6 protein-coding genes are annotated in these 13,803 nt (G+C 55.7%); all 6 read left to right on the forward strand.

All coding sequences use genetic code 11. The annotated features are described in order from the left end of the window. Positions 1 to 112 precede the first annotated feature (112 nt). The gene (locus tag EIK79_RS15540) at positions 113 to 877 is read left to right on the forward strand and encodes a BrxA family protein (protein WP_233738213.1); all 765 of its coding nucleotides are present in this window, start codon (positions 113 to 115) and stop codon (positions 875 to 877) included. Continuing rightward, entirely contained in the window at positions 877 to 4,596 is a 3,720-nt protein-coding gene (locus tag EIK79_RS15545) for a hypothetical protein (RefSeq protein ID WP_124956320.1), read from the forward strand. The genes EIK79_RS15540 and EIK79_RS15545 overlap by 1 nt, the downstream gene beginning before the upstream one ends. Further along, a complete protein-coding gene (locus EIK79_RS15550) occupies positions 4,593 to 5,183 on the forward strand; it encodes a BREX protein BrxB domain-containing protein (RefSeq protein ID WP_124956322.1) in 591 nt (196 codons plus the stop codon). The genes EIK79_RS15545 and EIK79_RS15550 overlap by 4 nt, the downstream gene beginning before the upstream one ends. Continuing rightward, positions 5,180 to 8,995, forward strand: coding sequence for a hypothetical protein (locus EIK79_RS15555; protein WP_124956324.1), 3,816 nt, complete (start codon positions 5,180 to 5,182; stop codon positions 8,993 to 8,995). The genes EIK79_RS15550 and EIK79_RS15555 overlap by 4 nt, the downstream gene beginning before the upstream one ends. An 84-nt stretch (positions 8,996 to 9,079) precedes the next feature. Continuing rightward, complete coding sequence (locus tag EIK79_RS19085) at positions 9,080 to 9,202, forward strand: hypothetical protein (protein WP_267900550.1); 123 nt, start codon at positions 9,080 to 9,082, stop codon at positions 9,200 to 9,202. 404 nt (positions 9,203 to 9,606) lie between these two features. Further along, positions 9,607 to 13,803, forward strand: a complete 4,197-nt coding sequence (pglX, locus tag EIK79_RS15560) for a BREX-5 system adenine-specific DNA-methyltransferase PglX (RefSeq protein ID WP_124956326.1) — start codon at positions 9,607 to 9,609, stop codon at positions 13,801 to 13,803.

Consider the following 13,803-nt stretch of genomic DNA (forward strand, 5'->3'; position numbering starts at 1 on the left):
ACGAAATATGAAGTGGGTCGGTTTATTCTATCATCGTATGACCCTCATATCCGACGGAGGTGACGTTCCTCTTCCATCGTTGTCTGGCCAATTCTCGCCAGATGAAGTCAATATGGATCTAACGATGTGCGGCCTTCTCGTTGACCGGGCTGAGGAACTGGCTCGACTCTATGCAGATCTGGGAAACTGGAACGACGTGAAGCATATCTGGTTCGACGAGCGTCTTTCGAATCGGAGCACGCGGGAGAGTTCGCAGAAAATATTTCGTATCCTGACATCTCGATTCAAGAACGCACCGACAGCACTTCCGAATCCAAGTCGTCTCCCCAACGTGTTCGAGCACTGTGAGACGACACGAGATAAGGCACAGATCCTCTACCTATATTTTGTTTCCGACGATGCCTTGGTTCGGTACGTCGTTCACGAATACAGTGCTCGTCTCGCTCGCGAGGAGTCGAAACCACTGAACTTCTCTAACGAAACCCTCCAGAACATCCTCAACGGACTCACGTATTCGGATGGGAGCAGCTTCGATTATGCAGAATCGACGACAGAACGGTGGTGTGAAGGAATCCGATCAGTGATGCGTAAGATCGATGTGCTCAAAGAGCAACAAACAGTGATGCGTTCCATCCCATCGATCAGCACTGTGCCACTTCTCGTAGCGATGGACTATTCCTACGAAATTAGTGATGATGAATGGATCACGGCCCCACGAGGATTGCTGTACCTCTTCCAACCGGAGAAACGCTGGGAAGAGCTGTTTGACCGCGCTGCCACCACCCCTGCCTGGGAGTATCGCGAACTCCACGGTAACCTGAATCTCCGTCCCACCGAAAAAACGTATTCGTGGATCAACAGTGGAGGTGACAATTGATGGTCGACGCGAGTTGGTTTGAGGACCTTCCAGAAGATTTCGAGGAATCAGTTCGTATCGACAGGGATGAACGTGATCATCGTGAACGCGCTATCCAGTCATACCACATGACGGCGGACTCCCAGCGCTTTATTCGAGACTTCGTCGACCGGATGCTCGGAAAGGAGGACAATATGCGAACAGGGTCGAACTATTGGCTCTATGGCTATTACGGCAGCGGGAAGAGCCACCTTCTGACTGTCCTCGACGGGCTGCTTGACTCCGACTGGCTCAATGGGCGATACGAGGACGTCTGGGACGACCTTACGCAGGTAACAGAAGACGACAGTGTAACTCAGTTGTGCGACCACTGGCGCACGATCCACAACGAGTACAACATAATTCCCATCTCGGTCAATCTCCTCAAATATCAAGGGCAAAAGCAGAGAAGTTTCAGCGAAATCGTTCTCAGACATGCTCATCAGGATCCAAATCTGACTGGGGTTGAAGACGACATTTCAAGGGGACTCTCTTCGCAACTCGATGTTGCGTACTTCGAGAAATGGTTCCGGACGACCGACGCGTGGTCCGAGCGCCAGACTCGTGCACAAGATGCACTCGCGACTGTCGCCACCGGATCTGGGGGGTACAACTGGAATTCAGAGAATCTGTGGACAGACATCCAAAAATACAACGCACTGGCGGAGGTAATTCTCCCGACACTCTTCGAAAAAGCCAACGGAACCCGGGATGGGTATACGGACCTCCAACCCTCGGATATTGATCCAGAGGAGGTGGTGACACGACTGAATCAACTGCGAGTGGAGCGGGAGGAGGAGTTAGAGAAACCGGTGAAGCTGGTGTTGCTTCTCGACGAAGTGAGTCTCTTTATCGGGACTGACTTCGAACGCTTGACCGAACTCCAGACGCTCGCAGAAAATATCGACGACATCGGCGGTGGCGACATCCAACTCGTCGCGACTGCTCAAGCCAAGATCGAAGACGTCCAGCCGAAGTTCGCCGCCCACGGTGCTGATTTTAATATCGTCAAAGACCGCTTTCCGCACCGTTACCAGCTACCCAGTAAGCACGTTGGCGACATCGCAAAGCGGCGTCTGTTCGAGAAGTCCGCCCACGGTGAGGCCCGAGTTAGTGAGATACTCGACACGGCCTCGGTGAAACCAACTGAATCGCTGGTTTACAACGAAATCAAGCAGAACACGAAACCGCCGCTCGATAGCATTGACGACGACGAACTCGTCGAGTTCTACCCCTTCCTTCCGTATCACGCCCCCTTGTTCCTCGAAATATTGTTCAATCTCAGGCAGGAAGCCCCAGATCCCGCAAAATCGATCTTCTCAGGAACCGCTCGCGCGATTCTCGCGCTCATGCACAATCTCCTTCAGGGCTGGGTTGAGGATGGAAAATCAGACCACATCATCACCGTGGTCGATTTCTATGAGCTGATCAAACCAGAGCTTCGTGAAATACTCACACAGGATGTGCGCGTTATCGAGGGAGCGGATGCGATCCGTGGAATCGTTGACGAGGTCGAAGACGGTACCCTCGAAGAGTTCGACCTTGATGTGGCGAAGGCGGTGTTGTTGCTGCAGCATGTCTACGACATCGTCCCACTGAATGAGGGGAACATCGCCGTCTCCGTAATGGCTGACCTCAACGGGCAGTCGTGGATCAGTACGCAAAATCGAGTCGAAGAATCGCTCAACCGGCTTCAGAAATTCATTCGCCCAACTGAGGACGAATCTGGCGCCAGATATCGGTTCGCTACGCAGGAAGAACGACTCATTTACGATGACACGGAAGCGAACGAGGAGAACCCGGACTGGGAAGCCATTCTCCATACATTGGATGAGTATCTCTGGGGGCGAATCATTCAAGACCTTTCCCTCCCGGAGTCCGTCCCGTATGGAGCGTCTGGCGATGAATATCCCGTTGCATACGAGTTCAGTCTCGACGGGGTAGACTTTGAGACGACCACGGAAGCCGACGGAAGCTTAGAGGTCCTCACCGCAGTTCAGGGTGTTCATCCCGATTACTCGCCACAAAACGGGGATGAAGAGACTCTCTACTGGGAGATCGATACGGATGGGCTCGACGATCTTCGGAAACACATCATCGAGTGGTGGGCACTTCGAGATGCAATTTCGACACACACTGCACCACCAGCTGTCAAACGTGATCTCGAACGACGAGCCAGTGCTGTCAGAAGCAAGCTCGTTAGCGTGATGCAGAGTGGTTCCTACACCGTGAAAGATCGAACGGGTATCAGGGGTCTATCAACGGCAGTGGAGACTGCGGTCGATGTCGGGTACCCAGATGATTTCCATCCGATGATGCTTCAAGTGACCGAGGATCGTCTGCAGGAACTCGCGGAGCTTTCCACTGAAGATCCACTGCCAGCATGGGCACACACGATCCAAGTGCCGTCTTCGGAGCCAGCCGCGAGCCAAGGGAAGAAAACGATACAAAGCAACGTGATGGCGCTTACTGGACGGCAGCTGAAGGACAAAGAAGACGGTCTCAACATGAATACGGTTCTCGATGGGATCACTAGAAAGAAGCCGTTCTACGATGACGCCCGCCCCGCATTGTGCGCCATCATCTGGGGTTTCTGTCGCAAGGGACGGCTCGTTCCTGTCGACGAAAAAGGGAATACGCTCGAAAACGCGGTCGTGCTCAATCAGAACCAACTTCCGACAACGAGACTGAAACTTCTTCCACGCAAACCGATCGGAAAGCTCCTCGAAAAAGGCGGGTTCAAAGAAACCACGGAGACAGTTGCCGACGGGCTGATCAACCTTCAGGAAGCGAATCAACAGCTCCATTCAGCGCTCACTGGACTCCGAGAGGACATCCAACTGGTTGCAGACACTGACATCCGTTCAGATGCTATCGAAACCCTGCTCGATTCTCTCACCGACGAATTATCCGACCAGATTGACGCCACCTCCACCCGGCTCGCTGTCGTCAGGTCACAAGGTGACGGGCTCGGAGACGCGATTGAACAGACCAACGAAGGACAGGAATGGCTCGACGAAGTCGCAGATGTCTGGAATCGCCGGCTCGTGTCCCTCTACCGCTTCGATGTGGAGCTCACCGTCGGTGAGTGTGAGTTCGAATGGATCGATGAGGAAACCCAATCGGTAGTGATGGAGCAACGTGAGACACTCACGACGTTCGGCGGGAATTGGTGGACGACTGATGGATGGAACGTGTTGGTCGGGGAAACGACCACGGGGCTTAGCGACGAACTCCAGCGTTCGTGGAACGAGTACGTCAACAAACAGGGTCTCTCTTCGTTCGTCGCTCGCCTCGAAGAACATCCGTGGATCGTTCCTGCAACGGAGCTTCCGATGAGTGTGCAACCAGCGTTTGAGCGGACGTACATCACGCCGCTCCGCGAACGTCGGCGCTGGTACGAAACTATCGCGGAGACAGTCTTAGCACTCGACGCCGATGACGAAGATACGCTCATTTCAGCGGCAGATGACATCGCCGGCGTGCAACCTCGTACAGACGCTACTGACGACGATATCGATGTACTAGAGTCCAGACTCGAACGTCTGTCGACAATCGTCGGCAATCAAGCCCCCGAGGATGTAGACCAGATCGGCGCCCTCCCAGATGATCGGCATGCCATCAGCCAGCGCCTCGGACGGCTCATCGAGAACCGGGAGTTGGATATCGAGCGGGTTGATTCGGGAGTGATCATTCGATGACAAACTCACCGTATCTCGCATTCAAAGAAAAACTGTGTACGTTCGCCGATGGACAGGCCGGAATCCGGAATCCGTTTGTCATTGCAGCAGTCGACCCATCGATCGAGCATCGGGTTACAGATCGGCTCAGTGCGTGGACGACAAACGCTGACGAAGCACCAGCCATCGAAAACGGAGCCTCCGTGCAGCTGATCTGGCTTGACGAACTCCTCCCAGAGACGAAAGTGCACAATCTCTCGGTAGCATTGGGAGGTAAAACGACCGCCGAGCGCATCGAAGAGACGATGCAAGATCGCCTAGCCGAGGAACTCGTCGAAGAGATAATCGTGAGCGAGATCGACGACGATCGACTGCAAACCCAACAACACATCGTACTACTCCTCAATCTTGGGAGCCTCTATCCGTTCACCCGTGCATCCGAACTCCTCGACGAACTCGATCGTCGCAACGTCAGATCCACCATTGGCATTCCGTTCCCCGGAGACATCGTCGGTGGGAAGCTGAGTTTCTTCGGCGGGGAGTCGAGGCACTACTATCCAGCCCATCAGATTGATGTGCAGATTCGAGAGGTGCATCTCCAACAATGAGTATCAAGAGGCTATTCCGGAGGGATCCGACACGAGAACTCGAAGAAGTCAAGAAAGTAAACGCCAGAGAGCGAGCAGAAACCGACGTCGCAGAGTTCCACGAAACTGAAAGCGCAAAGCGCGCTCTTACCGAACTCGGAGGCGTCATCCAAACACATCCTGGACAGGCGGCTCGCTTTCTCTACCTCAACGCGACGTTCGGGTCTGGGAAGACACACCTGTTGAAACTGATCGGTCTCGTTGCTGACCGCGAATCCGAGTTCGCTCCTCTGGGTGAAAAGCTGGCAGAACGGTGGCCTGGCTTCGACAACTTAGCACAGTCGATTGACGCCTCGCACGTCGACCGGCTCAAACCCGTGTTTTTGAATCTCTTGGATCGCGATGCCTCGAAAGAGGCACCACTCCCGTTTCTCATCTTCGAGGCAATCGGACGCGAACTCGGGTATCCGACTGATCCGAACTGGCTGCTTGAGTGGGCCTGGACTGTTGATATGGAATACGACGGTGTCTGGCACGCACTCACTACGACCGAGCAGAACGGCCAGACCTTCGAAGATGTCCGCGAAGAACGCGCATCGTTGCGACGCTGGCTCTACGAGACGCTACCGTCATTGCCAGAGACAAGTGGGACCAATCTCGAGAGCAAATCCGGCGTCAAAGCATCCATTGAGCGAGCAGAGGAGGAGGTGAACCCAGAGTCGTTCGACCCGAAAGAGTTGGTCAAGCGGGTGGAAACTGTCACCGACGCAGTAAGCGAAAGTGGATCACAGACCGAGTTGCTGCTCGGACTCGACGAGGTCGCGCTCTTCGTCGGCGATAGCCGTCACCGCTACCGGGAGTTCGAGGAGACGATGGAAGCGCTCCAGCATGGCCCGAATCCAGTCGTCGTCACGACTGGGCAGTATTCACTCCCGGTTACGCGAGAGAGTCTCATCGGTGAGCCGAGAGAAAATCACTGGACGTACCAGCAGGTCCCACTCAAAGGCGCTGACACGGAAATTATCGTTCGGAAACGGTGGTTGCAGAAGGACAGCGCGGGCAACGATCGGATCACCTCGATCGTCTCATCGATGTCCGATCTCTCTTTAGAGACGTACTCGCCAGTCAGGAGTGCCAACCCTGACCCGGTCGAGTCGTATCCATTCCGTGAGTACGATTTGACCTTGCTTCGAACGGTAATGCAGGAGTTGATCACACAGGGGAGAGAGACCGACCGGGACTACATCCAAGGACGAGCGCTGCTCGTGTTGGTTCGGTCGCTCTTCACGAAGTTCGGTTGGGCGACGGCCGACGAGGGGGCACTCGTTACCTGGGATGAGCTGTTCGACTTGCTGGTCGAGGAAACAACGTACGTCCCGCTGTGGGTGCAGGAGATGCTCGACAACACGCTGATTCCGACCTTTGACGGCGATGAGAGCGTCTGGGAGGTCCGGGTATCGAAAGCGTTGTACCTCATCAATCAGACGCCGGCAGTTCCAACAACGCCAGAGAATCTGGGTCGACTGATGCTCGATGATACCCACTCGTCTGTCGATGAGACAATCGAAGAGACCGAATCGGCGCTGAACACGCTCGTAGACAAGCGAAAGGTGCTCTCCGAGACCAACGACGAAGGGGACGACGTGTACACACTGGTCTCGGAGGAACAGGAGAGTATTCTCAGCCGAGCACAGACCGAAGCTGAGCGGATTTCGCCCCATCAGCTCTCTGCGTGGCTGGAGGCTCGACTCCGGGAAAACGACGCCTTCCTCCGTAGCGATAGTAGCCTGCACGAAGCAGCTGTCGGCGACGAACGACTCGTTCCACTTCGATACGAGTATTCCATCCTCGATCCTGTCGGTCGAGCGCCAACGACGGAATTCGATGCCGTCCGAATCCGTGTGGTAGCCGACGATCCAGAGACAGTTACTGAGCAGGTCAACACGTGGAAGGACGCAAACGACGGCCGAGCAGGTGGAGAGCACATTCTCATCGCGATTACGGTGCCTGAGACGACGCTTGAGAGGATTCGGAACGTCCTCGGGATGGATAATGTCCTCGATGGAGAGACACACGAGGAACTCGAACGGGAACATCGAACGGAGAAACGTCGGTTGAAATCGTCTGTAAGTGATCTCCTTGAAACTGCGTCCGTCCACACTGTTCACGAGTATCGCGGTGAACGCCCAACTGTTCTCGAAACGGTTGTCCAAGACCAGATTCAGTCCGTCTTTGGGTCGACCCGGAAGGTACTGTCGCGCCCTCTCATCGAGGTCGACGACGCGAAGGAGATAGCGAAGTTCTTCCGAGGCAGTGGCGAGTGGCCGCTGGCCGATAGCGATGCGGTCATGTTGGGGATAGACACGTCGGATCACCGGATCGGGAACGATGGCTGGTGTCGGGTATTCATCGACGAATACGAGCCACAGAGTGCGGTCGATGTCGAAACGCTACTCCAGCAAACGCGGACCGCAAACGGTGACTATCGGGGGACGCCCCAAGAGTCGATCGCGGCATTGCTCATCACGCTTGCAACATCCAACGAGAAGGTTGCTCTCAAACAAGACACCGACTACGTCACCGATCCAGCAGCGATTGGACGCCAGGTGCGTACGAAGAGCGGTCTCACCTCGTTGCAGGTGCGGTTCGGCGTCGATACGATCAATCCGAAGGAAATCCGGACGGTCGTGTCGACTGTCCTTGGCGATGATCCGGACGGCGACGACCCCGACGAATGGGTTGCCGAACTTGCGACTCGGGTTGACGAACAGAGCGTCCTCATCAAGCGAACGTTCAAGGGCGTCTCCCGGGAGTTCGATGTCTCTCTGGACGCGCTGGAAGCCGCACTAACACCCGCGTACAGTGGCGGAGCGATCACTACATCGGATCTCGTCGAAGATGGCGTCAAATCGGATGCCGAAACGTTCGCAGACGCGCGTGAACTCTTCGCCGTCGAGGATGGTGAGACATCTCTTTGGGCGCAGTTTTCAGAGACCCTAGCGGTGGTAGAGTCGTTGTATCCCAGTGCGACGATCACGTCGGGAATGCAGACCACGGCTGAAAGCGGCTCCGTGCCCACGAAGGAAACGCTAACAACTCGGATTGTTGATGCGACCGGCCACCGTGTCGATGTCCTGTCCGATCAGTACCGGCAAATCACAGGCGGGACGATCGACGGCGCAGATCCGATAGAAATCTGTGCGGATCTCACGACGTGGGTGCGAGAGAACGAATTGTCGGTTCGAACGCTGCTTGATGACGCTACAGACACGTTCAGTGGCGTTTCGTTCGACAGCCTTGAAACGGTGTTCGAAACAGCGTGGGCTGGTGACCAAATCGAGGAGGAGACGCTCGTTACCTCCAGTGTGCGCCAGCAGGCGAAGACGTACGACAAGGTCCGTGAAATTCTCGATGGCGATCCAAGTCCGTGGACACAGTTGGAATCAGCCGGGGAAACCCTTCGTGCAGAACATCCGGACTCACCCACGACCGAGGCGGTGGAGACCGTGCTCGGTTCATCCCGACCACCGTCACTCCAGCGGGTACAGCAGCTCATCGATGAAGCGGACGATCCGAAGCCACCGGGAGCCGATGACGATGTCTGGGCGGAACTGCAGCGTGTCGCCGAGGCCCTCCGTCAGGAACTGCCGAACGCGACGATCACCGATGACGTGACCGCGGCTGTGAACGCCGACGAGCGTCCGACAGAAGAACGGTCGGAAGAACTCCTCTCGGAAGCGAAAACGATCTTGGACCGGATGCGGACAATCCAAGAGCAGTTGGATGGTCTTGGTGATGACGAGATTGTGCTCATCGACAAAGCTGAACAATGACCCGGTAGCCGGTCGATCACACAATTCTAGAGATGTACTCCCGTGAGTTATTGCTGTAGGAGTGATCACACATCACACTAGGGTATGAGCGCAAAGGGCCGGCTCCGGCGGTTCGAGAACAGAGCGCAACTACTGCGCTATATCGCCGAAGAGACCGGCACAGACATCGATACGCTGTGGGACAAATACGAGGCCCAAATCGAATAGAGCAGCTTTTAACGCGTAAACGATACTGATCTCGATAGCTCGTTCACCATCGATTCTGAGTCGATTTCACTGAGTCCCGTCGGTGAATACGAAGTCGCAGACATCGAGGGGCCAGTGGTCTTCATTGGAGATACGGCGTACCGTTCCTCTGGACTTCAGGAAATGGCGGTAGAGGAGATCCGGGGTGCCCTCAACCAGCTTTCTGATCGGGGGCAGCAGAATCTTTTGTCCACGAGTGTGTTTCTGTGTGTTGGTATTCAGTGACAGTTGCTTCAGCGAGTTGTAGATGAGAATTTGTTCCTACTATTTAAATATTGAAAGAAACTTGGAAGATCGGACTAGGAGGCATTAACAACATTAAAGACGCTGCTGTCGGTTGAAATTACCATACAGGTCATTGTCGCATGGAAAATGATTCTCTCTCTCAACAGAAGGTACAGTTGGATAAGGCCGAACGCGAACAGCTCGAAGAGATCGTTGCTGGGATGCGAGAGCGGGTCGAAGACAACGTCCGATTCCAACTCACACAGAACGGATTGGACGAGAAACCGGATGATACGGATGCACTAAATGACGACATCTCGTCGCTTGTCGAGGCGATCGAACTGGAGGCTGTCGATGGAGACGACTGGGAGAAGGGATTGGAGCAGTATATCACGAGCGTTGGTTACACGATCGTCAATCGACTGGCTGCGCTGCGCTGTATGGAGGTTCGCGGGTTCATCGACGAGGAGGTCACTGTTTTCAAAGAGAACGGGCTAACACCCGCCGCCGAGACGCTCGTCCACGAGGAGTTTTTGCTGGAGGACGAAGCTATCCTTGAGGCGTACCATCGTGCGTGTGACGCCCTCGCTGCGGAGATCGAGATCCTCTTCGATCGCTCGTCGGCGTACAGCTTGGTTGATCCCGACGACGATACCTTTGGGGAACTCTGTGGAATGCTCGATGAGATTCCTGATGCGGTCTGGCGGGCTGACGACGTGCTGGGGTGGGTGTACGAGTATTACAACCGTCCGGTCGTGGAGGCGCTCGACGCGAAGAACACGCTCGAACCGGAAGACGTCGGTCCGGCGAATCAGTTCTACACGCCACACTGGGTCGTCCGGATGCTCGCTGATAATTCGCTCGGGAAGCTCTATCTCGAAGCGACTGGGAAGGAATCATCCGTTCCTGCTCCCGAGGAACTCTCGCCCGAAGAGCGGAAAGAACGCCTTGTTACGCCCGAGGATGCGCCTGACGTGTCGTCGCTCTGTACGTATCTCATTCCCGACGAGGAAGACCAGCAAGCGCCGTCGTTCGACCACCCCTCCGAGCTTCAGGTGATCGACCCGGCGTGTGGGAGCGGTCACTTTCTCCTCTATGCGTTCGACATTCTGGAGCGGATCTGGTGGGCCGAAACGGATCTGGATCGCGGCGAGATCCCAGCGAAGGTGCTGGAGCACAATCTGTACGGCGTGGACATCGACCTGCGCTCCTGTCAACTGTCGGCGTTCAACCTGTATCTGAAGGCTCGCACGCGGGCGGAAGCCGAGGATAATGCTAGTTTCGAAATGCCGAATCTGGGAATCGTCTGTGCGGACGCTCGGGTGGCAGAGGTCGAGACGGCCGTCGATGTTCTTGATCAGATCACTGGTGACGAGACGGGCGTTCGGGAGGCGATCGGAGAGGTCATCGAGGAATTCCAGACGACCGAGGCGCTCGGGAGCCTACTCGACGTGCAAGGCACGCTCGCTGAGGAGTTCGAAAGCGGTCAGTCCGACGTGCTAGAGTGGGGCGGTGAGGGTCCGCAGACATTGCACGAGTTTCTGAAACGACTCAGAGCGGCCGTCGAGGAGCAAACGGCGGACTCGTTTGGCGAGCAGAACCTCCGGAGCTTTCTGCATCTGCTAGTGGTGCTGACGCAGGACTACGACGTGGCGCTGATGAATCCGCCGTACGGGTCAAAAGGGCGGATGCCGAATGATGTCAAATCATACGTTGAGGTGCACTACGACTACACCACCGAATACTACATCAACTTTTTTGAGACCTGTGGTCGTCTTGTTCAGACAAGCGGACGTATTGGGATGCTCGTTCCACGTTCGTTCATGTTCCTCAAATCCTTTCAGAACTTCCGCGAAGACTTCATCGGTGGCCGTGGGTCATTCGACTTTCTTGCTGAGTACGGTATCGACATCCTAGACAATGCGACGGTTAGAACGGCAGGGACGGTGCTTCGCTCGGATGGCGAAGGCAATGATAAAGGGACATTTATTCGACTAGATGACGTTGAGAAGGGTGAGAAAGAACAGTCCTTCTTACATGCTGCATTTGTAAGCGAGTCCGAAAATGGTGTTCGTCGTCGCTTTACCCGTCCTGTGTCTGAATTCGAATTCGTTCCTGGTTCCCCTCTCACTTATTGGGTTTCGCAGGATCTGAGGAAGCTCTACGACTCGAATGTCGTACTTGACGCCCCAAACGCAGGCCTCGATAAGAGTAGCGTGGGAAACATCAAAGTCGGACTACAGACGGGTAACGATGGACGGTTTACACAGGCCTTCTGGGAAGATGAAGGAGCGAATTGGGTCCCGCTAGCCAAAGGCGGTGAAGATTCTTGGTTGCTACCAAGAATTCGAAAAACTGTCCTTTGGGGAGATAATGGCACCGAGGTGACACGGTATTCCGGGTCATATCCTCGTAACACAGCATACTATTACCGAGAGGGAAACACTTTCAATCGGGTGAAGGAAAGCGGTCGTCGCTTCGGATATCTTCACCCACAATCTGTATTCGGTGACAAGGGACCGGTTATTTTTGCAGATGTCGACCAGTGGACAGTTCTATCCTTTACCAACAGTCGCCTCTTCACTTACCTGATGCTCGCTCAGACTACTGAGCGGATGTGGGAGGTCGGCCAAGTCTCAAAAATTCCGTGGCGGAAGGAGTTAGAGGAGATTGACGAACTCAAGTCGCTCTCGAAGGAGGCGGTCGGTTACCTTGTCTCGAAGCGCCAGTACGATTTCGTGTCGCCGCACTACAATGGGCCAGTACTCCTTGATGTCCTCGGCGTCAACGATTCCCTGCCGCAGTATGACCATCCCCATCGCGGCCTCCGCGAGGATCTTGATCTCAACGATCCGGTGGATACTGTCGACCGGTCGGCGTCGCTGGAGGAATTCGGGATGACAGCAGCACGACACTTCGAACGCATCGAATCGGATCTCCAGTCGTGTGCGGACGCTATTGACGAGGCAATCTTCGACTCCTTCGACATCACCGACGAGCAGCGCGAGACCATCCTCCAAGAGATCGCACTCCGAACCAACGAGGACCCCCGCGAGCGCGAAGAACACGATCCCGAGTCGATCACTGAACCGTCGGACGAATTCTCGGAGATGGTGAAGGATCTCCTGCTCCATCTCACTCTCCGCATCGTCCATGAGGACGACGACGGGATCGTTCCTCTCTCAGATGTCGACAGCGAGGACGACCTACTTACCCGCCTCGAAGACGAATTCGAACGGATATTCGGCGAACACGCGGACGAACGCCTCGCAGAGGTCGATCAACTCCTTGGAAGCCAAACAGCCGACGAAGAGGCGTACCCGAACCTCCGAGAGTGGCTCGAAAGCGACCTCTTCGACTATCACGTTTCGACGTTCGACCGAACGCCGATCCTCTGGCGGTTCACGACTGAGCGCCTTGTCTCCGATCCGGAGGGCGAAGGATTTGCTTGCCTCGTCGACTACCACCAACTCGACGCGAACGTTTTCGACCGACTCCAGAACCGCTACCTCGAACCGCGAAAGGCACTGCTCCGCGAACGCCGGAGCGCGGCCAACCGCCGACGGGGCGACGACTCGCTCTCGGCCTCCGAACGAGCAGCGGCCACAGAGGAGTACGCGCGATGTGAGAGCGGTCTCGAACAGATCGGCGTGTTCGAAGACCGGCTCGCAGAACTCGCACAGCCCGCCGCCCGAGACTGGCCCGAGGAAAACCAGACGCTCGCCGAGGCGGCAGCCGAGCAGGTCGCGGCGTTCCGCAAGCGGACAGCCACCAGACTGAACGCGCTCGACACGCTCGCCGCTCTCGATGACACCGACATGGCCGACCTGTTCAGCCCCACCTTCTACGAGACCGTTCAGGAAAACCGTGAGGAGTGGCTGGACGCCCTCGACGCCTTGGAAACCGCCTTCGAGACATACGCCGAGGATGGTTCCGAACCCGTCGAAGCTCATCTCTACGATCTCTTTGAGTATTACGACGACCTCGTCGGATCCACCCACTACGCGAGCAACGGCATCCTCTTCATGACCTACTACTTCGACAAATTCGAGGATCCCGAACAGACACAGATCGGCGACAAGGGAATCTCCGAACGCCAGCGCCTCCTCTCCAAGTTGGCAAGCGATCTCGATGACTATCAAGAACTCGCCAACGAGATCGCAGATGCCTGCGACGAGATCGCAGCCGACATCCCTTCGGACTGGTCCGACCGTGCGCTCTCAGAGATAACGACCGCCGGCTACCAGCCCAACCACAAGCACGGCGTCGAGATCAACATCACACCGCTCGCACAGGCCGAAATCGTGCCGAAAACCGTCGACGACAACGTCCTGTGA

Source organism: Halocatena pleomorpha, assembly GCF_003862495.1.
Lineage (GTDB): Archaea > Halobacteriota > Halobacteria > Halobacteriales > Haloarculaceae > Halocatena > Halocatena pleomorpha.

What these genes read in the sequence shown, in the direction of transcription:
- EIK79_RS15540 (WP_233738213.1), top strand. Translation starts at nt 113, where the DNA reads ATGGATCTAACGATGTGCGGCCTTCTCGTTGACCGGGCTGAGGAACTG.
- EIK79_RS15545 (WP_124956320.1), top strand. Translation starts at nt 877, where the DNA reads ATGGTCGACGCGAGTTGGTTTGAGGACCTTCCAGAAGATTTCGAGGAA.
- EIK79_RS15550 (WP_124956322.1), top strand. Translation starts at nt 4,593, where the DNA reads ATGACAAACTCACCGTATCTCGCATTCAAAGAAAAACTGTGTACGTTC.
- EIK79_RS15555 (WP_124956324.1), top strand. Translation starts at nt 5,180, where the DNA reads ATGAGTATCAAGAGGCTATTCCGGAGGGATCCGACACGAGAACTCGAA.
- EIK79_RS19085 (WP_267900550.1), top strand. Translation starts at nt 9,080, where the DNA reads ATGAGCGCAAAGGGCCGGCTCCGGCGGTTCGAGAACAGAGCGCAACTA.
- pglX (WP_124956326.1), top strand. Translation starts at nt 9,607, where the DNA reads ATGGAAAATGATTCTCTCTCTCAACAGAAGGTACAGTTGGATAAGGCC.